The sequence below is a fragment of the Neptunomonas phycophila genome, assembly GCF_001922575.1.
In the GTDB taxonomy this organism is placed as follows: Bacteria; Pseudomonadota; Gammaproteobacteria; order Pseudomonadales; family Balneatricaceae; genus Neptunomonas; species Neptunomonas phycophila.
This window is the reverse complement of the sequence record NZ_MRCI01000001.1, coordinates 195,115-220,023: the sequence shown is the minus strand read 5'-3', so window position 1 is coordinate 220,023 and position 24,909 is coordinate 195,115. Positions and strand designations below refer to the sequence as shown.

Here is a 24,909-nt window from a genome sequence, read left to right as displayed (position 1 = left end):
GACAGGTTGTAAGAAGGATTTCACCCCATGGCATCGCGTAAAGATTTCGTACAGAGAAAACGTAATGGTTCCTCTGCCAGCCCATCACGGCCGGCAGCAAAACCACGCGCTCAAAAAGCGGCTCCACCTCCGCCGCCTAAGAAAAAGCCATGGGGACTCGCCTTTTTAAGCCTAGCCGCACTCGCTGGGCTTATCTATTTGCTAAATAGCTTAATTAATATTGACCCCAACTCACCTGAAACCGTGAGGGCACCTACGAAGTCGCCCGACAAAAAGGCCGTTAGCACTCCTACAGTGCCCGAGCGCACCACACAAGCAGCGCCGCCAGCTCCTAAATCCAAAGCACAACCGGCTACTACACCCAAGCCCGTTACCCCCGCTAAGCCAGAGCCTGTAAAAGTGGTTGAACAATCAACGACCGCTGAAGCGACTGACGCCCCTAATCGTTATGAGTTTTATGACCTGCTACCAAAAACCGAGATCACTCCGGCAGAGGTAGCCGCTTATAAATCCACCCCACGCACCGCCAAACTTGATAAAAAATACGTGCTCCAAGCCGCCTCATTCCGCACCGCTGCAGATGCCGAAAAAATGCGGGCCCAGTTATTATTGTCCGGTTTAAAAAACGTACATACCAATAAATCTGATGGTAGCAACGGCATTTGGTATCGCGTACGCATAGGCCCTTTTGATAACCGCTCAGAAATGAACAAGGTGCACGATAAGCTTACTCGTTTGCGCATTAGCCCCATGACAATCGCTATCGATTAAATCAGATTTGACTCGCCCCCTTGAAATTTATCGAGGGGCATCCCATATCCTCCTTATTAAAGAACCGTTAATAAGGTTAACAATATGACAACGATTGTATCAGTACGCCGCGCAGGCCAAGTAGTGGTTGGCGGTGATGGGCAGGTTTCTCTAGGCAACACCGTAATGAAGGGAACTGCTCGTAAGGTCAACCCTCTTCCAAAGCACAAGGTCATTACTGGATTTGCAGGTAGTACTGCTGATGCCATCACCTTGCGTGATTTATTTGAACAACAACTTGATAAACACCACGGCAATATCGTCAATGCGGTTATCCATCTAGCGCGAGAATGGCGTAGTGATCGCGCTTTACGAAAGCTGGAAGCCCTCATGTTGGTCGCTAACGAAGAAAAAACCTACCTCATTTCAGGATCAGGCGATGTTATCGAACCCGAAGACGGTGTGATAGCGATTGGGTCAGGCGGTAACTATGCGCTGGCCTCAGCGAAAGCCTTAGTAGAAAACACTGATCTCAGCGCACTTGAGATTGTTGAAAAAAGCTTAAACATCGCCGCTGATATTTGTGTGTTTACCAACCACAACCTTACCTTAGAAAGCCTGCCCGCCAAGCAGTCCTAACCAGATTCTGGAGCCTTAATATGTCTAACATGACACCTCGTGAAATTGTCCACGAACTGGATCGCCATATCGTTGGCCAGCAGGACGCCAAACGCTCTGTTGCGATAGCCCTACGTAACCGCTGGCGCCGCATGCAACTCGAAGATGACCTACGTCCAGAAGTTACACCTAAAAACATTCTAATGATCGGCCCTACTGGGGTTGGTAAAACTGAGATTGCTCGTCGTCTAGCAAAACTAGCCAACGCACCTTTTATCAAGGTCGAAGCCACTAAGTTTACCGAGGTAGGCTATGTGGGCCGCGATGTGGAAACCATTATTCGCGATCTAATGGACATGGCGATCAAGCTTTTACGGGTTCAAGAAACCGAAAAGGTAAAATTCCGTGCAGAGGATGCGGCCGAAGAGCGCGTTCTAGATGCTCTACTACCGCAGGCTCGTCCAAACAACTTTGACGAAGCACCCGCTGACAGTAAAACGGACAATGCAACCCGCCAAATTTTCCGCAAAAAATTGCGTGAAGGTCAGCTCGACGACAAAGAAATTGAGATTGAATTAAGCCAGCCTAAAATGGGCGTAGAAATCATGACACCGCCAGGCATGGAAGAAATGACCAGCCAGTTGCAAAGCATGTTTTCTAATTTAGGTAGCGGTAACAAACAGAGCCGTCGCCTGCCAGTCAAAGAAGCGCTAAAGCTCTTAATTGAAGAAGAAGCCGCCAAACTAGTCAAAGAAGAAGATCTCAAACAAAATGCTGTAGAGCTTGTAGAACAAAACGGCATTGTCTTTTTAGATGAGATCGACAAGGTTTGTAAACGTGCAGAAGCCAGCGGCGGCGACGTTTCTCGTGAAGGTGTGCAGCGAGACTTACTGCCGCTAATCGAAGGCTGTACAGTTAACACTAAATACGGCATGGTCAAGACTGACCATATCTTATTTATTGCCTCTGGTGCTTTCCACTTAGCGAAGCCTTCGGACTTAATCCCTGAACTACAAGGCCGCCTGCCTATTCGTGTTGAGCTTAATGCGTTAACGCCGGAAGACTTCCGCCGCATCTTAACTGAGCCAAAAGCTTCACTAACAGCTCAATATATCGCCTTAATGAAAACAGAAGGGGTGGATATCACTTTTGCAGAAGACGGAATTGCACGCATTGCCGAGTTAGCGTATCAGGTTAACGAGTCCACAGAAAATATTGGTGCGCGCCGCTTGCACACCATGATGGAGCGCTTATTAGAGGACTTGTCTTATAATGCCTCCGATGAGACAGGCAAAACGATCACGATTGATGCAGCGTACGTCGACTCACAACTTAACGCGCTTAGCAATGATGAAGACTTAAGCCACTACATTCTCTAAACAGCAGTGATACACTGAGATTAAGCATGTAGATTAAAGCCGGCTGAAGCCGGCTTTTTTGATAGGTAAATACAGATGAATGCATCACAACTGCCCACTAATATTAAGTTACATAAAAAATCGAAAACTCTAGAGCTTTTTTATGGTGACACGAGTTATGAGCTAACCGCTGAGTTTTTACGTGTCCATTCTCCTTCCGCCGAAGTCCGCGGTCATGGCATTGGTAACGGCGTACTGCAAACAGGTAAAAAGTTTGTTGGGATTAATGCCATACAAGCATCTGGAAATTACGCACTCAAAATTATTTTTGATGACGGGCATGACAGCGGTTTATTTACCTGGCCTTACTTATATGATTTAGCCCTACATCAGGAAAAATACTGGGCCGAATACTTAAGTAAGCTAGAAGCGGCTGGTGAAAGTCGTGACAGCGGACTCATTGGGAAATTTAAAGCCGTTTAGTTTTAACAACATCAGCCACATCTCAGACAGGACAAACACACTTGTCCTCGGTACAATGCCAGCGTCAATTGATACTCACATGCAGACAGAGCGGATCACTATGAGCGAACAAAATCAGAAATCCACTACCGACTTTGGTTTCAAAGAAGTCCCAACGGATGAAAAGGTTAAACGAGTAGCGGATGTGTTCCACTCTGTGGCCGGTAAATACGACCTCATGAATGATCTCATGTCTGGTGGAGTTCATCGCCTTTGGAAAAAGCTAACCATCGAACAAAGCGGTGCTCGGAAAGGCTATACCATTTTGGACATAGCCGGAGGCACGGGCGATCTTACCAAGCGTTTCTCGCGCATTGTAGGGCCTACCGGCAAAGTTGTATTGGCTGATATTAATGACTCCATGCTTAAAGTGGGTCGCGATCGCCTAATTGATAACGGTGTAGCTGGAAATGTAGAGTTTGTTCAAGCTAATGCCGAGTGTTTACCATTCCCAGACAACACTTTTGACATCATCACCATTGCTTTTGGTTTGCGTAACGTAACGGACAAAGACGCCGCCTTACGCTCAATGGCACGTGTATTAAAGCCTGGCGGTAAAGTCATGGTTCTTGAGTTTTCTAAAACAGATAACATTGCGCTCACCAAAATGTACGATTTCTACTCGTTTAATATCTTACCTACTATGGGTAAAATTATTGCAAACGACAGTGAAAGCTATCGCTACTTGGCTGAATCGATTCGCATGCATCCTGATCAAGACACACTCAAAGGAATGATGGAAAACGCAGGATTAGTCAACTGTAAGTACCAGAACATGACAGGCGGAGTGGTTGCTTTACACACGGGTATCAAGCCCTAGAGCACCCCTTAATTTACAAGTACTGACCCAGATAACGAGGCGTTACTTATGTCACTCGCAATGATTACTACAGCGATACTCGAATCAGTTGAGCAGACAATCAACCCCTTACTTAAGACAGATGCCGTTACTTGTAAACGTCTCGAAGCACTGGCAGGAAATGTTATTCAATTTGAGGTAACAGACCTGCCTTTATCGCTATTTATTCTCCCTATTCAAGGGGGTGTTCAGCTACAGCACCAGTTTCCCAGCTCGCCAGATGTCGTGTTGCGCGGCGACTCTGTTACGTTTATGAAGCTGCTAAACAGCAACGATAAGAGCGAACATTTTTTTGGACACGGCATTAGTGTTGAAGGGAACTCCGGGCTAGCCAGCCAATTTCAAACGATACTGGCCGAACTAGAAATAGACTGGGAAGCACTACTAGCTAACATCACGGGTAACCTATCGGCACACCAACTCGTTTCGCTGACGCGCGGTCAGATAAACTATGCAAAACAAGTAACCACCAGCGTAACGCAGAACATTAACGAATATATCCAAGAAGAAATTCGTATCCTCCCACCACGTGCTGAGGCTGAGTGCTTTTTGGCCGATGTAGACGCCCTACGTGAGCGAACAGATCGCCTTAGCGCTCGTATCAATGCGATTAAAAGCAAGCTTGACGAGCCTGCTCACTAACAGCCCACCTACGTTAACCCACCGTATCGAACACTCAGTCGTAAACCACTTTACGAGAGTTTGATGTAGATGACGGATTAAAAAGGTTTAACAACGACAAAAATCAAAATAGGGATAAAAATGAGTAAGGGCAACTCATTAAAAAGTCGAAAGTAACGACCTGTTTTTCCCAACTCATCTAGTAGCATCTTTTGGAGATAAGCACGACACCAAAAGTGATACCCAATAAGTAAAGCGACAAATGTTAATTTGGCATGTAACCAGCCACCTGAAAAGCCATAACCTAGCCACAGATAAAGACCTAGCCCTAAGGTAAATACCGCCATCACCGTCATAAAACCAAAGAGCTTTTTCGCCATAATTTTCAGACGTTCTACATCTTGGCCAGCCTCACGCCCTTCTGTGTAATGCACAAAGATACGCGGCAAATAAAAGATACCGGCCATCCAACTGGTCATGGCAAGAATATGAAACATTTTAATCCACAGCATCGTACTTCCTTATTGACTCATTTGACTAAAACAACTGATACAGCTCACCTTCAGAGCGAACCCGTAACGCTGCATTAGTGATCATACCTTTTTGTTGCAAGGACTGAATAGCGGCACGTACTTTAGGCTTCACCTGAGCTTCATTCATACCGGGCTTTATTGCAGGGGTATATAAAATACGCAGCAACAAGTCATCCAAGCCCGTTAGCAATGTATCAGTACTTTTATCATTAAAAATAGAGGGATAAACCGCATCGTCATCCCTAGGAAGCCCTAGGACCTGAGTTATCTCTTCCACAATACAGGCGAGTAACTTAGCATGCCGCCGAGCACGATCCACGGGTATAAAGATGCGCGCTTCGACTATCTCAGACTGCGCATTACGGCGAAAAGACGCAATGCAAACAGAGCCCCGCTCATTCTTTACCGTGCTTGCACCGGTATATTTTTTTAAAAGCGGTATTAGCCGACTTTCCTGAGTAAAGAAGACCCGCACATTTGCCTGATCAGCTCGGTCGGTTAGTGCAATATCATGCTGTGTAATCTTTTTAAGATGAGCAATGTGTTGGGAAAGTAAGGATTCATGCAAGGCCTGATCACCCACTTGGTGCGTTACATACACCCGAACGGGCTTACGCCACTTATGGATCACGCGAGCCGCTGTGTTGTACTCACTTCCTAAAGCTATCGTTAAAAAGCTCTGCTCAATAAACGACGGCTGTTGCCAATGAGCCGTTTCAGCTAGAACCCCGTGGGAAGAAAACGCCAACAGCGCAATCAGCCAGTAGCGTTTCCAACAATGCTGTATCAAACCTAACCTTCCACGGTGGTTTCTACACGCAATAAATCAACTAACGACGCGACTAGCTGATCTCCTTTGTTGAGCTGGCCTACACCAGCAGGAGTCCCCGTTATCACGACGTCACCAGGCTCTAATGTAAAAAGCTGGCTTATCTCGCTGATCAAAGGAACAACCTTATTCAACATCATTGATGAATTGCCGTCTTGGCGCATTTCACCATTAATTTGCAATTGAATTTGTATGTTTTGCAGATCATCTATCTGCTCTATCGGAACAAAGACAGATAAAGGACAGCTACCATCAAACGCTTTAGCGCGTTCCCATGGCTGCCCTTTCTCCTTTAGTTTGCTCTGTACATCCCGTATGGTTAGGTCTAACGCAAGCCCTGCCCCTGCAATTCCACTCGCGACTTCGGCTTCACTAGCATGAGTGAGCGTTTCACCAATTAAAATAGCCAGTTCAGTTTCGTAGTGCACGCTACCCCATTGCTCATTAATGGCAAACGATTGCTCCATAGTAACCGCCGATGTCGAGGGCTTAATAAAGAGTAACGGTTCCGTAGGGATTGGGTTATTAAGCTCTTTAGCATGATCCGCGTAGTTGCGGCCTACACAAACTATCTTCCCTAAACACAAGCCTGTCGAACGACCGTCAGTAAAGCAATGCTGAAAAGCCATAACTACCTCAATTTTGTTAGCCTTGTTATTGTGAATTCATCTTGTACAAACATATAGCAGGCATGTTTTTGTTTACACGCCAATAACGGTATCCTATACCGCTTTATCGTCAAACTAAATGGGGAATATCATGGCTAGAGCACGTGCGCGCCATATTTTAGTAAACACAGAAGCTGAGTGTTTAGCATTAAAAGAGCAAATCGAAAGCGGTACTGATTTTGCAAAAGTTGCCAAAGAAAAATCCGGCTGCCCTTCTGGTGCACAAGGCGGAGACCTAGGCGAGTTTAGCCGCGGTCAAATGGTACGCGAATTTGACGAAGTGGTGTTTTCAGGCGAACTTAACAAAGTTCACGGCCCCGTCAAAACACAATTTGGCTACCACCTGTTAGAAATAACTAGCCGCACTTAACTGTACGCCACGAGTACTTATATGCAGTTGATAAGTACTTGCTACAAGGCTAAGCACTTAACCGTGCTTAGCCTCTTTACCATGTAAAGGCTTCCACGTTTCATTCAGCTATGGCGTTACTGCGCCAATCGTCATGTGTTGACGATGTAAACGATGCAACACATAGGCAACGCTCAAAGTAGCGAACAACACCAGAAGCGAGCCTGCTACCACTCCCTCCCATTGTGCCCATTGCCAAAAAGGCGACAGATAAAAGCCACCTGTACTGGCACCCAAATAATAAAATACCAAGTACAGTGAAGACGCACTTGCTTTGTTCTCGTTAGCATTATGGCTCACCCACGCACTGGCGGTAGAGTGCGTAAAAAAGAAACCAAAGGCACTGATAAGAAAGCCCACTATAATTGCAGCCACTGAAGGTAACAGGGTTACCAATGTACCTACCATCATGCAGGCAATCCCCACCATCATGCAGACTGTTTGTGGAATGGACTTAGCGATTTTACCTGACATCGCCGAGCCCACTGTGCCACTTAAATACGTTAAAAAAAGCATACCTAACCATGCTGGTGACAAATGATAAGGTTCTGCAGCCAACACAAAAGTAATAAAACTATATTGATTGATAAATATGAAAAAGTTAAAGCCCCCTACTAGGTAGGCACAGATTAGCAGCGGATTACGCAAATGGTTCTTCATACCTTTTAACATTGAAGCAGGATGTAACGGCTTAGCGCTAAAGTGTTCAGAGGCAGGTAATAAAAACAAAAACGCGGCGAGCAATACAAAACTAATCAGCGTCATGACTAAAAAAGCTTCTGACCAGCCTAGCCATTCCCCAACAAAACCACCAATTAATCGACCACCAATCCCTCCCAGCGTGTTTCCACTGATGTAAAAGCCAACAGCCATCAACATCGCTTCCTTACGGAACTCATCTCCTAAGTAAGCGACCGCTATTGCTGGCAGGCCGCCTAAGCAAAAACCTTGAACCCCTCGCAAAACAAGTAACTGATGGTAATCCTGTGTTTGCGATAATAAAAAGGTGGTTAGTACAACGCCCGACATCGTTGCCGCTATAATATTTTTTCGTCCTATGGCATCGGATAACGGGCCATAGATAAGCAGAGAAAGTCCCAACATTAATGTTGTGATGGTAAAACTCCAGCTCGCTTTTAACTCGGATATATCAAAGTGATGCGCCATAGTCGGCAGCAAAGGTTGTGTCACATACACATTAGCAAAAATCATAAATGAGCCAAGGCACAGCGCTAACGTGGCACGCCAAAAAGCAGAAGAACCAGCTTCGATCATAAGAAACTCCAAAATAGTCTGCCGATAGGCCGAGTCAAGATAGGTATGGCGCTAGCGTACGCCTCAGACTAGAATCAGTAAAATATATAGAAATGATAAACAACATAAGAAATATTGATATGGATACTAAGCAATTACGTTATTTCCAACGCGTAGCCCACTGCCAAAGCTTTTCGCGCGCCGCAGAACAATTACACATTGCTCAACCCGCTATCAGTATGTCGATTCGCAAATTGGAAGAATCCCTAGACTTAACCCTGTTTCACCGCGGTGACCGCCACATCCGGCTAACAGATGAAGGAGAAAGACTACTGGTACACGCCAACACCATCCTAAGTAACTTGGCCAGCGCAGAGCTCGAAATGCGTGAACTCAAAGGCTTGAAACAAGGGAAAGTGCGAATAGGCATATCCAGTATGTTAGGGTCGTATTACTTCCCTCCCATTTTGCTCGCTTTCAAACGCCGTTATCCAAACTTAGACCTAGAAGTTATCGAAGGAGGGACGTGGAACCTGCAAAAGATGATAGAGGCAGGCCAACTGGATATGGGTGTTGTCGTCTCCGAATTTGTTACGCCATCTCTGGAAACAGCCGTCTTTTTACGCGAGCCGATGCTAGTAACAATGAGTAAACATCACACATTAGCGCAGCAAACGAGCGTTACCTATGACGAGTTCTTTAAAGAAGAACTGGTGATGTTTAAACAAGGTTATTTTCATCGCAACGTTGTTGACCGGTTGGCCAACCAAATTGGCGCCAAGCCACACATTGGCTTTGAAACCAACCTAGTGCCTCTGATCAAGTCTGTTGTAAAACAGGGTTATGGTATATCCACCCTGCTAGGAATGGCCGTTGCCGACGAAGCAGACCTTGTCTCGCTACCTTTTGCCGAACCTATTTGGCTAGACTTAGCCATTGCGTGGAATAAAGACCGCTACCTATCGCAAGCCAACCGCGCATTTATTGACTTTCTCTTAGATTTTTTCAATAGCCAAACGCCCATCCAGCCTCTATGATGCTGCGCAGATTCAATCGGAGAACTTAGATGCTAAATGTAAACGAATATTTCGATGGTAATGTAAAGTCTATCGGCTTTGAAAATTCAGAAGGCAAAGTCACTGCCGGTGTTATGGATATCGGTGAATACGAGTTTGGCACCAGCGTAAAAGAGCTCATGAAAGTCGTTAGTGGCGAATTGATCGTTAAGCTGCCTGGTGCAACCGACTACGTTAGTTACCCTACTGGAACAGAGTTTTCCGTAGAGGCTAACCAAAAGTTCCAACTCAAAGTGAAGCAAGCAACGGCTTACCTGTGCTTTTACAACTAAGTACTTGATGTCGTTACCAAAGCGCTCATAGCTAGCCCGCTAGCGCTTTGGCTCTCTAGATACAGGCAATACACAGCCCTTGGCTTTGTGAACTCATACAACCACTGCGTCAATGCCATTCAACATTGATTGAATATTTTTCCAGCAATCCGCCACCTTAGTTCAATCACTTTCATCTATCGCTGTGATACTATAAGCGCCCTTTTACAGCCTGATGTGCTGTTTTCTCAGTCCCTATTTCTGAACCCAAGTAAAGAGTTACAGACGATGAGCAAGATTACCTCACTGGATAAGAGCAAAATTAAAATTCTGTTGTTGGAAGGCGTACACCAGTCCGCTATCGACACGCTTAATGCTAACGGTTACACCAACATCGAATTTCACACCGGCTCGCTTCCTGAAGAAGAGCTGCTAGAACGAATCGCTGATGCACACTTTGTGGGTATTCGTTCGCGTACTCAGCTTACGGAGCAGGTTTTCGAAGCGGCCCAAAAACTGGTCGCCGTCGGTTGTTTTTGCATTGGCACGAACCAAGTTGATCTGGAAGCCGCTTCACGCCAAGGTGTGGCCGTCTTTAACGCTCCTTATTCAAACACACGCTCTGTAGCCGAATTAGTATTAGCTGAAGCTATCTTATTACTGCGAGGCGTGGCTGAGAAAAACGCTAAAGCTCATCGTGGCGAATGGCAGAAGTCTGCGGTAAATTCTTATGAAATCCGCGGCAAAAAACTCGGTATCGTGGGCTACGGCAGCATTGGTTCACAACTGAGCGTACTTGCAGAAGCGTTAGGTATGGAAGTTTACTTCCACGATGTGATCAATAAATTGCCATTAGGTAACGCTAAGCAATCGGCAAACCTCAATGAATTGCTGCGCACTTGCGATATCATCTCTCTACATGTGCCAGAAACTAAGTCCACCAAAGATATGATGGGCAAAGAGCAGTTTGAGCAAATGAAAGAAGGCTCTATTTTCATTAACGCAGCTCGCGGCACTGTCGTAGTTATTGATGACTTATGCGATGCTTTACGCAGTAAAAAACTACTGGGCGCCGCCATTGATGTATTCCCTGTTGAGCCTCGTTCTAACAAGGACGAGTTCGTCTCTCCACTGCGCGAGTTCGACAATGTGATCCTAACACCACACGTGGGCGGATCCACGATGGAAGCGCAAGAAAACATTGGTTATGAAGTAGCCGAAAAACTGGTTAAATACAGTGATAATGGCTCTTCTATTACCTCTGTTAACTTCCCAGAAGTCGCATTGCCTGAGCACCCAAATGTTCACCGCTTATTGCACGTACACCAGAATATTCCAGGCGTGTTGTCTAAAATTAACAACATCATTTCTGAGAATAACATCAACATCTCTAGCCAATACCTACAAACCAACGAGAAAGTCGGTTACGTTGTTATTGATGTAGATGCTGATTGCTCGGAAGTAGCGCTTGAGAAGTTGAGCGAGGTAAACGGCACTATTCGTTGCCGCCGTTTATTCTAAGTACCACGCTCTCATAAAAAAGCAGCGGCGTGATTCCCTCTGAATATATATCCAGACGGGCGTTTCACTCAGCTGCTTTTTTGTTTCCTTAAAGGCTCGACAGCATTAGCTCAATGGCTTACGGCGGCGAGGATACGAGAGATTTCTTCAAAAACGGGCACTCGCCACTGATCATCTTCATTGGCTAAATTGTGCCGTGCATCAGTGATCCTATGAATGTTTATCGTAGGATAAATGTCACTCAAAACCGCTAAGTTATGCTCCCACTCCACCGTTTGATCATCTGTCCCTTGGAAAACAGTCACGTCGGTTTGCTTAGGTCGCCACGTTTCAATGGATTTAACCCACTCCAACATAGCACCAATCCAGTCGACTGATACCCATGATTTTTGTAATGGGTCTTTATCACGTATAAACCGTGTAAAACCTTTATCATGCGAATTAGGTGTGTAAAAGCGCTTCACACGATCCAGAAAGTAATGAAAGATATGATATTGCAGCTGAATAGCGCGGTATTGTTTGGGTCGTATTAAAGGCGCTAACAAAATACGATGCGCCACATCTAAGCGTTCTGAAACGCCACTATTATCAGCCGAGGCAACCGCATCACCAAACAAACGATGATGCTCCAGAATGATTGCACCTCCCGTACTTTGCCCCATCAGTACCAAGGGTGATGCTAATTGAGGATGGTGCGACAACACCTGTTCTAGTTGCGCGGCATATTCGGAAAAACGACCAATCGCGTGGCTGGCACCCGACGACAAACCATGCCCTGGTAAATCATAACTGAGCAGTGCCCACCCCTGTTCTACTATGTGGCTAATCAATTTTCCGTACAGCGCCACATGGTCCATGTAACCATGCATGAGTACAACGGTTCCTTTTGCTCGCTTAAGATCCGCGTTGGGAGCAAACAGCTGAACAACTAGTTCGGTATCATCCAGCACCTCAATACCCATACTGTAATGATACTTCTCCACTGAAGAGGCAAGCTTATAAAGTGCATGGTACTCTTGCCATACACCCTCTATTAAAAATGGTGTTTCAGGGTTGAATGCGCGTAATTGACTGCGCATTTCATCAGCATTGAAGTGAGTCATTAGGTTGGCATCCTGACGCTTTAGTTACGGATATTCTTTAACAAATGTATGGGCGCGGGTAATATCCGCACTAAACTTAGCCTCAAAAATTGTGTCTATCGTTGCCACACCAATCAATCCATAGAGCTATTATTATCGTCAAGGACAGTATGAGACTTTTAAACCGCTGGTTGTTCCTCTTAACGTTTTCTCTTAGTGCTTTATGCACTCAAGTATTTGCAGATTATGCGGATAATATTGCGCTTAACCAACAACGATTAGAGCAGCTTCCCACTGAGGATAGCGACCCCGATGTAAAACAGCAAAGAGAGCGGCTACAGAAAATTATAACAGCCTATCAGGAAGCCACGACGTTTGATAAGGAGTCGGCCGAGCTACGTAAAGAGCTAGAGACCTATACAGAACGGCTCAACCAATTAACCTCTTCGCTCAAACAACGCACGCCGAGTATCGACCGAGCTAGCTTAATGCAACAAAGCATTAGCAACCTAGAACAGCGCCAAACATTAGAGCAAGCTAAGCAATTAGAGCTTGAGCAACAACAAGAGCAATTACAAAATACTATTAATCAAAGTGATCAGTACCTTATCAAGTTGCGCGAACAATTAACGCAGTTAAAACAGACGAGCGTACAACTAGCAGAAAACAATAATGATTTAGCCGAAGCGCAATTTGCCCAACGCAGCGCCCAAATCCAATACATTCAATTACAAATACTGCATCAACCAAACCGAAATAACCTTGATCAAGCTAGACTTGACCTCCTTAAGCAGCAAATTAAGGAGCAAAACAGCCTCATTGAAGCGTTACAAGAGATCATACAAAGCAAGCGACAAAGTGAAACCGAAGAGGCACTCGAAAAGCTCTCTAACTCAAAAGACAGCACACAATCTCCTGTCATTGCCTCCTTGCTGAAAGATAACCAGACTTTGGGGGAACAATTAAAAAAGGTACAACAACAAAGCTCACAAGCAAGACAGCAACGTAGTAGCCTAGAGTCTGAATTAACGATAGTGAGCCAAAGCTATAGTACTATCCAGCAAGAATTAGAGCTGAGTAATCAGCCCTTGGGGATTGAGCTGCGCACATTTACCCGACGTCTTTCTCAGCCTATATCTACAAGCGAGACTAAAGATGGCATCAATGAACTACGCTTATTAAACCTTAATATTAGCCGCCAGCTGTTTAGTCTTGAACGCGAACAGCAACTACCGGATTTATCGCAAGGGCTGCAACAACAGGCCGATGCGTTAATCGACAACAAAAAAACGCTGCTAACCCGCATTAATGATGCAAGCAGTGAGGCCATTAATGAGCTCTCACAACTGCTGACTATTCAGGAGCAAATTAATAACCAAGTACGCCTAGGACGGGAACTAATTTCACAACATTTGCTATGGATCCCCAGTATCCAACCGGTAACCCCCGATTGGCCCGCTGAGATCATTAACGGTGTGGGTCCGTTGGTGGACATCATCACCCCATACAAAACAATCCCACTGATACAACACTCCGCTAACTGGATCCCTAAAATCGCCTTATGGCTTGGCGTTGTCTTACTGTCTATTGTGACCGTGCGGCTTTATCGCCGCAGAGCACCAGAGTGGGCAAACGCTATTGGACATGTAGTAAAAGATAAATTTATCCACTCTTTCAATATGGTGTGGATGCCTATCGTTACGTCGCTGCCTTTGCCGACCGCCATTTATTTTATAGGCCACGAGATTCTAAATGCCGAGGCATGGCCAAACGATGCACTTATCCAGCTGACCAATGTGCTCAGTATGGGGTTATGGATATATCTCATCATCCACGCTTGGCTTCGAACACCGCATGGCTTGTTAGCTGGCCACTTCGCTATGCCAGTCAAGCTATGCAAAAGTTTACGCGCTTTTATACACCCACTTTTTTGGCTAGGTATGCCACTGGTGCTGTTACTGCTGGTTACTGACCAGTCAAACTCAAACACCCTGCAGTCTGGTATTGGGCGCTTAGCCTTCATCTCGTTAGCAACGCTCGTGGCTATTTTCTGGTTAGCGATGTTACGTTTAGCCCCACACATTGATACTTTTTTAAACGGTGAGGTTTGGTGGAAACGTGCTCAATTCTGGCTATCCAGCTTAGTGGTTATCCACCTACTGGGCATCGGCGTTGCTCTATTTGGTTATGTCTTTTCCGGCACCATTACCATGCTAATCCTATTAGTGTTAGCCGGAATTATTGCTGCTACGTTTATCATTTTTAAACTGGGCAACCGCTGGCTACTTATTGAAGAGCGCCACTTAGCCTACGAGCGCGCTAAAATACGCCGCAATGAAATACTCGAAGCACGAGAAAAAAATGAAGAAATAGCAGCTCTCGAAGAAAACTACATAGATGTACAGACACTTTCAGACCAAGCACGTGTTTTATTAAAAACCGTCACGGTTATTATCTTTGCAACTTTATTGTGGATGTTGATTAAAACAGTTCTTCCTACGCTCGATATGCTTGACCAAATCGTTTTATGGGGTGGCGATGTCGATTCGGCGGGGAGCATTATTTCGCAGGCGATTACACTCAAGAATCTGCTCTTTAGCTTAGTGCTTATTAGCTTGTGTGTATTAGCGGCTTACAATTTGCCGGGGCTGCTTGAGCTGCTTGTTTTACGACACATTACCTTAGCGCCAGGCACCTCTTACGCGATTACCAGCGTCACTAAATACATTTTGATTGTCGTTAGTATCATGGTCGGAGCATCTCAGCTTGGCCTTGAATGGTCTAAACTGCAGTGGTTAATTGCCGCACTAGGTGTCGGGCTAGGCTTTGGTCTTCAAGAAATTGTTGCTAACTTTGTCTCGGGTATCATTATCTTATTTGAAAAACCAATGCGTATTGGCGATATGGTCACCGTCGGAGGTATTTCTGGCACCGTGAGCCGAATCCAGATACGCGCAACAACGATTACTGATTTTGATCGTAAAGAAGTCATTATTCCCAACAAGACCTTTGTAACGGACCAACTCATTAACTGGTCGCTTACAGACCCAATCACGCGTGTAGTCATCCTAGTGGGCGTTGCTTATGGTTCCGATACTAAGTTAGCCCACAAACTACTGCTTGAGGTAGCCAATGAGCATCCACGCGTATTAGACGACCCAGCACCCAATGCCTTTTTCTTAACATTTGGTGCAAGCACATTAGATTTTGAATTGCGGATCTTTGTAAACAGCTTAAGCGACCGATTAGAAGTAACACATGAAATCAACCAAGCGATTGATCAACGTTTTAAAGAGAACGGTATTGAAATCGCCTTCCCGCAAATGGATGTCCATTTACACCGAGCGCCAAAAAAGAAGTCATAGTTTATTAATGACCTCATTAAGCAAGAGCAAAAAAGGCGCCCTTGTATTTCAAAAAACACAGTTACCGGCTCGTATGAGAGCCGGTAACTATTGCGAAGCGGTTTAAGACTTTAGCGCCTCACAAACATCTGCTTACAGGCTGTCCACACAGCATTTTTAGTAGATAACCTTCACCTTTAGTGCCAGCTCATGTGTCATCTTTTAGCTAATCCGCCTCATACTTTAGGCTTGACAGGGAGGACAGATGGTTCATATTTAGGGTATTTTTGCATTGCACAATCTTTGCCTATCACGGCGTATATCTGTGCACGACATTAACTACCGGTCATGGTTGCCTCGCTCCGGGCTGGAAACAATGACAATGAGGCATTACTACTATGAGTCAAAGGGTACAGACTGGCGGCCTACAAGTCGCTGAAGGTCTTTATAATTTTATTACTGATGAAGCCATCCCAGGAACCGGTTTATCTTCCGATACTTTTTGGGCTGCAATGGATTCAATCATCCACGATCTGGCACCTCGTAACCGCGAGCTATTAGCCAAACGCGACCATATCCAGGCGCAAATTGATCAGTGGCACCTCGACCGTAAAGGTCAGGCATTCGATCTTAATGCTTACAAAGCTTTTTTAACCGAGATCGACTATTTACTGCCGGAAGGCGATGATTTTGTAGCCGAGACGACCGATGTTGACCCTGAAATGGCAACGATGGCCGGTCCTCAGCTCGTTGTTCCTGTGATGAATGCTCGCTTTGCTCTCAACGCCGCTAATGCGCGTTGGGGTAGCTTATACGATGCTCTTTACGGGACTGATGCTATCTCTAACGATGGCGGAGCCGAAGCAGGCAAAACCTACAACCCCGTGCGTGGCGCAAAAACGATCGCTTTTGCCCGTAACTTCTTGGATCAATCCGCTCCCCTAGCAAGTGGATCACATAAAGATTCAACTGGTTATAGTATTGCAGAAGGCGCTTTGGTCGTTAGCTTACGTGATGGCTCTCAAACCACGTTGGCGCATCCTGAAAAGCTAATAGGCTTCACGGGTGAGGCGGATAACCCAACAGGGATTTTATTTAAAAACAACGGACTGCACTTTGAAGTGCAGATCGATCGTAGCCACCTTATCGGTAAAGATGACGCCGCCGGCGTGAAAGACATTGTGATGGAGTCTGCATTAACTACCATCATGGACTGCGAAGACTCCGTTGCCGCTGTTGATGCGGCCGATAAAACAATCATCTACCGCAACTGGCTTGGTCTGATGAAAGGAGATCTGTCAGAAGAAGTCTCTAAAGGCGGAAAAACCTTTACCCGAGTGATGAATCCCGACCGTGTTTATACGGGTATTGATGGTTCCGACGTCGTACTCAAAGGCCGCAGCTTGATGTTTGTCCGTAATGTAGGTCACCTCATGACAAACAGCGCCATCATCGACAGCGAAGGCAACGAAGTCCCCGAAGGTATCATGGATGCCATGGTGACTACGTTGATCGCCCTTCACGACATGAAAGGCTTGGGCAAATTCCGCAACACGACAACAGGCTCTATGTATATCGTTAAGCCGAAAATGCATGGTCCAGAAGAAGTCGCCTTCGCAAATGAACTGTTTGCACGTGTTGAAGACGGCTTGCAGCTCGATCGTTTTACCCTAAAAATGGGTATCATGGACGAGGAACGCCGCACTACCGTGAACTTAAAAGAGTGCATCCGCGCTGCTAAAGAACGCGTTGTATTTATCAACACTGGCTTCCTAGACCGCACCGGTGATGAGATCCATACCTCCATGGAAGCAGGCCCTATGATCCGCAAAGGTGATATGAAAGGCGCCAAATGGATCAGTGCTTATGAAGACTGGAATGTTGATAACGGTCTTAATTGCGGTTTGAGCGGCAAAGCTCAAATTGGTAAAGGTATGTGGGCCATTCCCGACCAGATGACCAACATGCTGGCCGCCAAGGTAGCACATCCTAAATCCGGCGCTAACACAGCATGGGTTCCATCCCCAACAGCGGCAACCTTGCATGCCATGCACTACCACCAGATCGATGTCTTCGAATTGCAAAAAACGATCAAAGAACGCCCTCGTGCTAACCTTGATGACATTTTGACAATTCCTGTCGCGTCCAACCCTAACTGGAGCGCCGAGGAGATTCAGCAAGAACTGGATAACAATGCGCAAGGCCTGTTGGGTTACGTAGTTCGTTGGGTTGATGGCGGTATTGGTTGCTCGAAAGTGCCCGACATTAACAATGTTGGATTAATGGAAGACCGTGCAACACTGCGTATTTCTAGCCAGCATATTGCCAATTGGTTACATCATGGTATTTGCTCTGAAGCACAAGTGATGGAAACCTTAAAACGCATGGCAAGCGTCGTCGATGCTCAAAATGCAAACGACCCTACATACCGAGCCATGGCTACTGATTTTGACGGTAGCGTTGCCTTTGCAGCAGCTTGCGAGCTTGTGTTTGAAGGGACTAAACAGCCGAACGGCTACACAGAGCCTGTCCTACATCGTCGCCGTATCGAAGCTAAAGCTAAATTTGGCGAATAAAACGCCTTACTAGCGAACGCGTCAATACGATTGATAAGCCCTCCCTAAGTTGGAGGGCTTTTTTATGGGCGAGTATTAATCACCAATTTGGTCTTCGGTATAGTCTATCTGAAACGACTCCACTTCATCAGCGACATCACTCACACTGTCTTCAAAGCAGGCTATGTGCACAACCGCATCACCTTCATGCACCATGGGCAACTCTAACCGACCAATGACAACACCTTCGTGTGTTGCGTTTACCGCATGCTGCCCACCACTGTAAGGATCGTCGATATAACCTAACAACTCGCCTTTAGCGACATGTTCACCTTGCGAGACTATCATGCGCATCATGCCGCTTTCAGTGGCACGAACCCATACACTTTTGCGGGCTATATAAGGTTCGTAAGCACGACCTTTACGCCGCGAAGCAGGGAGCATACCCAGTGTGCGCATCACGTTCATCACGCCGGTAACACCAGCTCTGATAGACGATTCATCATAACGCAGCGCTTCGCCCGCCTCATAAAGTAAAACAGGAATGCCATATTCTTTACAGGCGCCTCGCAAAGAACCATCTCTTAAAGAAGCATTTAACAACACAGGTACACCAAAGCTCTCTGCAAGCTTGCGGGTTTCATCGTCATCTAAATCGGCACGAATTTGAGGTAAGTTACTGCGATGTACTGCGCCAGTATGCAAATCGATACCGTGTGTACACTTAGACACCACCTCTTCTACAAATAAATGAGCTAATCGAGCAGCCAAAGAGCCTTTCTGCGACCCTGGGAATGAACGATTTAAATCCCGGCGATCTGGCAAATAACGACTTTGCTGTATTAATCCGTAACTGTTCACCACAGGGATTGCGATTAAAGTGCCAACAATTTTCGCGATGGACTTATGAGCTAAAACACGTCGTATGACCTCAATTCCATTTAACTCATCCCCATGAATGGCCGCACTGATAAACAACACAGGGCCATTGCGGCGTCCATGTACCACATGCAAAGGCATATTCATGTTGGAATGATTACTTTGCTTTGGCATCGGAAGGTCAACCACTGTTCGACTTCCCGGAGCAACAGTAATACCGGCTATTTCAAAGCTTTTACGCATGCCCTTATAATCCTTTTTCTAATGTCCATGTCGGTTTAACAGCAGACATTTGCCAACCCATTATTTTCACAAACGCAGCTCGCCGTATCGTGCCAATCCCTTTACCTTTCTAACTGGTGACCGGCTTGCATCATTCATTATATTTTTAGTCTGCCTTACTGAACACAAGAACCTCACCTAATTATCAGCTCGCCATAGACAGAGTGGCGTTGTTACTCAAAAAGGCTGCTTTTACAGGATACAGCTTTTCGAACATTTCTTGAGCTCGATACAAACGCATTTTCGTTGCACTCAAACTTAAACCTAGCCGCTCGCTAATACTGGTGATGGGTAACTCAGCATGAAAGCGTAGATGCAAAATATCGCGCACAGCATCCGGCAAGCGTGTCAAAGTGTCCTGAACATAGTCCGTTGCATCTGCCGCTTCCGCCTCTAACTTTTGGTTGAGTTCGGCTAATTCGATTAGCTCATTTATATGGTCGCAATCTGTATATCGCGACTCTTTCTTGGTCAGCGTGTAACACTGGTTATCGGCAATAGCGATTAACCATGTACGGAAATTTGAATCACCGTTAAAACGACTTAATGCCCGATAGCCTCTCACTAGTGTTTCCTGAACAACATCTTCTGCATCATCATAGTTACCTAACCGATTGCGACAACGATTCAGCAAAGCTCCCTTATGACGACGCACTAGCTCACCAAACAATGTCTCTGAATGTTCATGACCCGCTTTAATTAACTCAACAACTTGCTCATCATTCAAATCGAACACAGAGCTGTGATGTACATTATTTTTCATATTTCACCCTCCGGGCTTGTTGTGGAGGGGGAAATATAGATAATCACTAATAATAAAAATAACTATAAATTTTTATTCTTTTTTAAAAAATATTTTATTATTAATGTTAGGTACGGACTCATGGATCTGGAATTACTAAGAACATTTCTTGAAGTAGCGCGTCTTCGCAACTTTGGCCGTGCCGCCGAAGCTCTTTACCTAACGCAAGCGGCCGTCAGTGCCCGCATCAAGTTGCTAGAAACACAACTTGATGTTCAACTCTTTGACCGATACAAAAGGGATATACGCTTAACGCCCGAAGGTAATAGGTTAGTCCGCCATGCCGAATTACTCTTGGCAAATTGGCGTAAAGCCCGACAAGACGTAACAGCAGGCGGCGCTCAATCCCAATTATCACTGGGGGGAAGCCTGAGGTTATGGGATGTAATGCTACAGCCTTGGCTACATCAAATTCGTAGCCATCACCCTGAGATTGCTTTAATCGCGGAATCACATACACCTGAAGTACTGACTCGTCGGTTGTTAGATGGCGTACTGGATATTGCCTTCATGTTAGAACCGGCGCAATTAGATGTGCTTACCCTCCAACAAGTCGGCGACCTAGAGTTGATGCTGGTTGCCTCAACACCCAACATTTCCTTAGATGACGCCCTTGGTGATCACTACTTGATGGTCGATTGGGGCTTATCCCATATGCTGACCCACCGCCGGCTCTTTCCAGATATAGCTGAACCGCATACCCGCTTGGGGACGGCTAAAATGGCCATCGCTTTCTTACAAGCATTAGGGGGTAGTGCTTATCTACCTTTATCGGCTATTGAGCAGGAAATAGAGACAAAGCAGTTGCATGTCGTGAAGGAGGCGCCTGTTATAAAGCACCCAATGTATGCGGTATACCCTGTACGCAGCCCTCATTTAAATCTTATCAAACAAGTACTTTCACTTTATTAAGTCAGCGCCGACTGATCATCCGAGCCCCCTTGTCAGACCAGCCATAAAAAAGCCCCTCAGTGAGGGGCTTATGCAGGGGAGATGAGCTGTTTAGGGGCGTGTACTACTTCAAACGGTAAGTTAATCCCATCAGTACAGCACGATCTACGCGATCGTTTCCGTTGTTACGGATTTCGTCTTCTACGTTTGTCAGACGTCCGGTTACTGTAAAGCTCAGTTCATTCGATAAGTAATAACGATAAGTTGAGCTCAAAATATTCGTCGTTGTATCATTGGCATTATCGTACGCGGCATAATCAATACCCCATGTGTTTTCCCAGTCCACGCGATCACTCACTTCATAAGTCAACGACATATCGTTACTTGCATGGTAGCTATTGTCGCCATCATCTAACGTTGTTGTAATTAATGCTTCATTAGAGAACTGTGTACGGTTACTCAGTGGGTAATGATATTCTGCACCTAATTCCAACGCTGGTTTACTATCCGAGCCATCGTAATCACTTATAATTGCCCCCACACCTGCACGCACTAACCAACCGTGCTTACGTGTAGAGATACGCTCATTAGTTAATACATCATACGACTTAATAGCACCTTTGGTTGTTAGCTCGCTACCCAAGGCATTTTCAATGTCCTGTATCCAAGTCATTTCGTAGTCAGCCGCGCCATACTTGCTGCGGTACTCATCTTCACGCGCAATAACATTAGCCACTTTATTGTAAGTCGCCTTAGATGGCGTAGTTTGCAAAATGCCGCGCTCTTGTAATGCTTCTACTAAACGAATGGCTGTAGCCATAGGAGTAGCATTAACTACTCGGCCGTAACCCACACCTAAGGTCAGCTTGGTGTAAGGGTCTTCCATATCTTTTTGAATGCCGACTTCACCCTTACCGTACCAAAAACCGGCATTGCTGCCTGGTTGGAAATACTGATCCGAAGTTACAGCGCCCGTTGCTTGATAATACGAGTCTGTCTTATCACCTTCGTTAGGCCCACGCTCACGCGAGGTTTCGCCATCAAACTCAATCTTTGTATTTTGATCTGGCGAAGAAAAAACCCGATCATATTCCACATCAAGGTCTAAATTGTAGCTAGACTGATCTTGGTTACCATCTTGAACATTGAATTGGCCGTTGATGTAAGCATCTTCATAAGCAGAGGTTGCCTCAGTGTAATCAAACAGCGTAACTGGCTCAGCTTGCGCTGCTGCTACACTGCCACCTACAGAGATTGTTGCGATGATGCTTGCCAGTTTATTCACTTTCATTTTGCCTTCTCCTAAAGAAAGTCACATAGACGATTCCGGAAAAATTCCCGGCTTCTTATTCACTTAGACTTAGGCAGAGATAGTGAAAGTCACAGACTCACTAAAATATTTTTTTATTTTGACACTTTATCTGAAAAGGCTGATTTTTAATAAGACTCACAGTAGAGTGCTCTCACTCTTGGCTAGCTACGGACGACACTATGGAATTAACAGACGCTTCATTACTCGCACTGATTGCCCTATTCAGCTTAGGGTGCCAATGGGTGGCATGGCGATTTAAGCTCCCCGCTATTCTGTTTTTATTACTTACCGGAATCATGCTGGGTCCCGTTACACACGTGCTTGATCCGGACGAGCTCTTTGGTAGCTTGCTGTTCCCCTTAGTTTCTTTATCTGTAGCCATTATTTTGTTTGAAGGCAGCTTAACGCTCCACTTTGATCAAACAAAAGAAATAAGCACTATTGTTCGGCGCTTAGTGACATGGGGGGCTTTAATCACGTGGGTGTTAATTTCATGGGCTACACATCTGATCTTTGATCTCAACATGGAATTATCCGCCCTGTTCGGCGCACTCGTTGTAGTAACAGGCCCTACCGTTATTGTGCCGATGCTTCGCACTTTACGAGCCACCAGCCGAATTACCAACGTGCTACGCTGGGAAGGTATCGTGATCGATCCTGTCGGCGCACTGTTGGCGGTTCTGGTCTATCAGTGGCTAATTTCAAGCCAACAATTTAATGGCCAAATTACACAAACTATTATCCTATTCTTTGAAGTCACGTTAGTGGGGACATTGTTAGGTGCTGGCGCGGCGGTCATTCTCGCTTTTGTTATGAAACGTCATTGGCTACCAGAGTACTTGCATACTTTTGGCACGCTGGCATTAGTGGTGGTGGCCTTTACCCTATCCAATCACCTTGCTCACGAATCAGGCTTGCTCGCGGTGACCGTGATGGGCATATGGTTAGCCAATGTTAAGGGGCTCAATCTTGAAGAAGTGCTAGCCTTTAAGGAACAGCTGACCGTTTTACTGATTTCCGGCCTGTTTATTTTGCTTGCGGCTCGTTTAGATTTAGATCAACTTTTATCACTTGGCTTACCCGCACTCTTATTACTTGCTGTTATCCAATTCGTTGTGCGCCCTATTTCTGTTTTCTTATGCAGTATAGGCACCGACCTAAAATGGCAAGAGCGTGCGCTTATTGCATGGGTAGGGCCTCGCGGTATTGTAGCCGCTGCCGTTTCGGCTCTTTTTGCTCTACGCTTAGAGGAAATTGGCTATGAAGGGGCCAGCACGCTCACGGCATTAACCTTCTCAGTTATTATAGGCACCGTTGTATTCCAGAGTGCTACCGCTCGCTTTGTTGCACTTCGCTTAGGCGTCACAGAACCGGAATCTCGCGGCATTGTTATTGTGGGAGCTAATAAAATTGCTCGCTGCTTAGCCGAGGCTTTAAAGAAGCAGAATATCCCCTCAATTCTCATTGATCCAAGTTGGGAGAATATTAGCGAGGCCCGTATGCTTGGCCTTAATACTTTGCACGGTAATCCGCTATCAAGCAGCGTCAATCAAAAGTTAGAACTGGGGGGCTACGGCCAAGTATTAGCCATTACGCCACAACGTGATATCAACATGCTCTCAGCCTTACACTTTAGAGAAGAGTTTGAAGATCGCTTTGTTTATTCCGTTAAATCCGAGGCGCCTCGCAATAAAAGCTCCGCTCGCCATCAAGTATCAAGCCGCTTCCAGCCTAGCGGCTTTGGCGAAGATGAGTTTAGCTTCCAGAAACTATCAAGCCTGATTAGCCAGGGAGCCAGCATACGGGCTACGTTGATTACGAGCGATTACACGCTTGAGCGCTGGCGCACCGAGCATCAGGCCCAGCGAAGTTTGCTCATGGCAGTTACACCTGAAGGCTGGCTTAGGATTATATCGTCTGAGAAAGTTCCGGTAATCAAAGCCGGTTGGACGGTGATGTCTATCGACAAAGGGGCCAAAAAATCAGAGCCTCCTGCTGAAAAACAAAGCGCTTAACCGACAGCCCGGTCAGGGTGTGCTAGCCACACTCTGATCTCTTCTATCAGCCGATTAGGAAATTGACGATAATCTGGGTAGGGTGTCAGTAAAATATTTCCTTTGTACCAAGCGCGCTCCTCAGCGTCGAGTGCCGTAAAGCCAGTTAAACTAATCCCCAAGCGCTCCCAGCTTGCTTTACCCGCCACCCAATGCACGCAATACTCGCCCGTGTTAGGCGATATGAGTGTGTCATGAAAGCTGATCGCCTGCTCCCTCAGCAAGTCACCATCCCGGTAGTCCTGCCACCGCCCCTCTTTAACGACCAGCTTGGCGTAAATACTAAGGATTTTTCGCCAATGGTTACCGTTTGCTTGGATTATGCTCACGGCGTCGTCTCCATTCGACAAGTTGGGTGGATTGGGGAGATAAAGCAATATATGAGATAGATGACCTAACACCGTGGCTCCTTGTTCGTTTAACATAACAACCCTACTGA

General features: G+C 45.9%; 23 protein-coding genes. 14 read left to right on the top strand and 9 right to left on the bottom strand.

Features of this window, described 5'->3' with window-relative positions; genetic code table 11:
- Positions 1-27: 27 nt before the first annotated feature.
- The 6 genes from BS617_RS01025 (at position 28) to BS617_RS01000 (ending at position 4,749) form a co-directional block, all read left to right on the top strand.
- Complete coding sequence (locus BS617_RS01025) at positions 28-771, top strand: SPOR domain-containing protein (protein WP_075171071.1); 744 nt, start codon at positions 28-30, stop codon at positions 769-771.
- Between the two features lie 84 nt (positions 772-855).
- Entirely contained in the window at positions 856-1,389 is a 534-nt protein-coding gene (gene hslV / locus BS617_RS01020; RefSeq protein WP_075171070.1) for an ATP-dependent protease subunit HslV, read from the top strand.
- Between the two features lie 20 nt (positions 1,390-1,409).
- A complete protein-coding gene (gene hslU / locus BS617_RS01015; RefSeq protein ID WP_075171069.1) occupies positions 1,410-2,747 on the top strand; it encodes an ATP-dependent protease ATPase subunit HslU in 1,338 nt (445 codons plus the stop codon).
- A 75-nt stretch (positions 2,748-2,822) separates the two neighbouring features.
- Entirely contained in the window at positions 2,823-3,209 is a 387-nt protein-coding gene (locus tag BS617_RS01010; protein WP_075171068.1) for a gamma-butyrobetaine hydroxylase family protein, read from the top strand.
- Positions 3,210-3,309: 100 nt separating this feature from the next.
- Positions 3,310-4,068, top strand: coding sequence for a bifunctional demethylmenaquinone methyltransferase/2-methoxy-6-polyprenyl-1,4-benzoquinol methylase UbiE (ubiE, locus tag BS617_RS01005; RefSeq protein ID WP_075171067.1), 759 nt, complete (start codon positions 3,310-3,312; stop codon positions 4,066-4,068).
- A 48-nt stretch (positions 4,069-4,116) separates the two neighbouring features.
- Positions 4,117-4,749, top strand: coding sequence for a ubiquinone biosynthesis accessory factor UbiJ (locus tag BS617_RS01000; RefSeq protein WP_075171066.1), 633 nt, complete (start codon positions 4,117-4,119; stop codon positions 4,747-4,749).
- Between the two features lie 77 nt (positions 4,750-4,826).
- Here the strand turns inward: BS617_RS01000 and BS617_RS00995 are convergent, their stop codons facing one another.
- The 3 genes from BS617_RS00995 to BS617_RS00985 are packed head-to-tail and all read right to left on the bottom strand — an operon-like array spanning position 4,827 to position 6,719.
- The gene (locus BS617_RS00995) at positions 4,827-5,240 is read right to left on the bottom strand and encodes a CopD family protein (RefSeq protein ID WP_075171065.1); all 414 of its coding nucleotides are present in this window, start codon (positions 5,238-5,240) and stop codon (positions 4,827-4,829) included.
- A 25-nt stretch (positions 5,241-5,265) separates the two neighbouring features.
- On the bottom strand, positions 5,266-6,051 hold the full coding sequence (locus BS617_RS00990; RefSeq protein ID WP_170870306.1) for a DUF2927 domain-containing protein: 786 nt from the start codon (positions 6,049-6,051) through the stop codon (positions 5,266-5,268).
- Positions 6,052-6,053: 2 nt separating this feature from the next.
- Positions 6,054-6,719 carry a fumarylacetoacetate hydrolase family protein gene (locus BS617_RS00985; protein ID WP_075171064.1) on the bottom strand — a complete coding sequence of 222 codons (666 nt, stop codon included), beginning with the start codon at positions 6,717-6,719 and terminating at the stop codon, positions 6,054-6,056.
- Between the two features lie 130 nt (positions 6,720-6,849).
- On the opposite strand from BS617_RS00985, the gene BS617_RS00980 reads away from it, so the two are divergent.
- Positions 6,850-7,128, top strand: a complete 279-nt coding sequence (locus tag BS617_RS00980) for a peptidylprolyl isomerase (RefSeq protein ID WP_075171063.1) — start codon at positions 6,850-6,852, stop codon at positions 7,126-7,128.
- A gap of 108 nt (positions 7,129-7,236) precedes the next feature.
- Here BS617_RS00980 and BS617_RS00975 read toward each other — a convergent pair whose 3' ends face one another.
- On the bottom strand, positions 7,237-8,442 hold the full coding sequence (locus tag BS617_RS00975; protein WP_075171062.1) for an MFS transporter: 1,206 nt from the start codon (positions 8,440-8,442) through the stop codon (positions 7,237-7,239).
- A 119-nt stretch (positions 8,443-8,561) separates the two neighbouring features.
- Here BS617_RS00975 and BS617_RS00970 point away from each other — a divergent pair, with 119 nt between their 5' ends.
- The 3 genes from BS617_RS00970 (at position 8,562) to serA (ending at position 11,269) form a co-directional block, all read left to right on the top strand.
- On the top strand, positions 8,562-9,458 hold the full coding sequence (locus BS617_RS00970; RefSeq protein ID WP_075171061.1) for a LysR family transcriptional regulator: 897 nt from the start codon (positions 8,562-8,564) through the stop codon (positions 9,456-9,458).
- A gap of 29 nt (positions 9,459-9,487) precedes the next feature.
- Complete coding sequence (gene ppnP, locus BS617_RS00965) at positions 9,488-9,769, top strand: pyrimidine/purine nucleoside phosphorylase (RefSeq protein WP_075171060.1); 282 nt, start codon at positions 9,488-9,490, stop codon at positions 9,767-9,769.
- A 267-nt stretch (positions 9,770-10,036) separates the two neighbouring features.
- Positions 10,037-11,269 carry a phosphoglycerate dehydrogenase gene (gene serA / locus BS617_RS00960; protein ID WP_075171059.1) on the top strand — a complete coding sequence of 411 codons (1,233 nt, stop codon included), beginning with the start codon at positions 10,037-10,039 and terminating at the stop codon, positions 11,267-11,269.
- A gap of 110 nt (positions 11,270-11,379) precedes the next feature.
- Here serA and BS617_RS00955 read toward each other — a convergent pair whose 3' ends face one another.
- Entirely contained in the window at positions 11,380-12,372 is a 993-nt protein-coding gene (locus BS617_RS00955; protein WP_075171058.1) for an alpha/beta hydrolase, read from the bottom strand.
- Between the two features lie 149 nt (positions 12,373-12,521).
- On the opposite strand from BS617_RS00955, the gene BS617_RS00950 reads away from it, so the two are divergent.
- Together BS617_RS00950 and BS617_RS00945 are read left to right on the top strand one after the other, a co-directional pair.
- A complete protein-coding gene (locus BS617_RS00950) occupies positions 12,522-15,716 on the top strand; it encodes a mechanosensitive ion channel domain-containing protein (protein ID WP_075171057.1) in 3,195 nt (1,064 codons plus the stop codon).
- A 377-nt stretch (positions 15,717-16,093) separates the two neighbouring features.
- Positions 16,094-18,271, top strand: coding sequence for a malate synthase G (locus BS617_RS00945; RefSeq protein WP_075171056.1), 2,178 nt, complete (start codon positions 16,094-16,096; stop codon positions 18,269-18,271).
- Between the two features lie 75 nt (positions 18,272-18,346).
- On the opposite strand, the gene BS617_RS00940 is transcribed toward BS617_RS00945, so the two are convergent.
- Entirely contained in the window at positions 18,347-19,372 is a 1,026-nt protein-coding gene (locus tag BS617_RS00940; RefSeq protein ID WP_075171055.1) for a succinylglutamate desuccinylase/aspartoacylase family protein, read from the bottom strand.
- A 184-nt stretch (positions 19,373-19,556) separates the two neighbouring features.
- On the bottom strand, positions 19,557-20,174 hold the full coding sequence (locus BS617_RS00935; protein WP_075171054.1) for an RNA polymerase sigma factor: 618 nt from the start codon (positions 20,172-20,174) through the stop codon (positions 19,557-19,559).
- A gap of 120 nt (positions 20,175-20,294) precedes the next feature.
- Here BS617_RS00935 and BS617_RS00930 point away from each other — a divergent pair, with 120 nt between their 5' ends.
- Positions 20,295-21,125 carry a LysR family transcriptional regulator gene (locus BS617_RS00930; protein WP_075171053.1) on the top strand — a complete coding sequence of 277 codons (831 nt, stop codon included), beginning with the start codon at positions 20,295-20,297 and terminating at the stop codon, positions 21,123-21,125.
- A 103-nt stretch (positions 21,126-21,228) separates the two neighbouring features.
- Here BS617_RS00930 and BS617_RS00925 read toward each other — a convergent pair whose 3' ends face one another.
- On the bottom strand, positions 21,229-22,395 hold the full coding sequence (locus tag BS617_RS00925; RefSeq protein ID WP_075171052.1) for a DUF481 domain-containing protein: 1,167 nt from the start codon (positions 22,393-22,395) through the stop codon (positions 21,229-21,231).
- A 200-nt stretch (positions 22,396-22,595) separates the two neighbouring features.
- Between BS617_RS00925 and BS617_RS00920 the strand changes: the two genes are divergently transcribed.
- On the top strand, positions 22,596-24,431 hold the full coding sequence (locus BS617_RS00920; protein ID WP_075171051.1) for a cation:proton antiporter: 1,836 nt from the start codon (positions 22,596-22,598) through the stop codon (positions 24,429-24,431).
- Here BS617_RS00920 and BS617_RS00915 read toward each other — a convergent pair.
- Positions 24,428-24,895, bottom strand: a complete 468-nt coding sequence (locus BS617_RS00915; RefSeq protein ID WP_139303124.1) for a DUF6942 family protein — start codon at positions 24,893-24,895, stop codon at positions 24,428-24,430. The genes BS617_RS00920 and BS617_RS00915 overlap by 4 nt on opposite strands.
- Positions 24,896-24,909 lie beyond the last annotated feature (14 nt).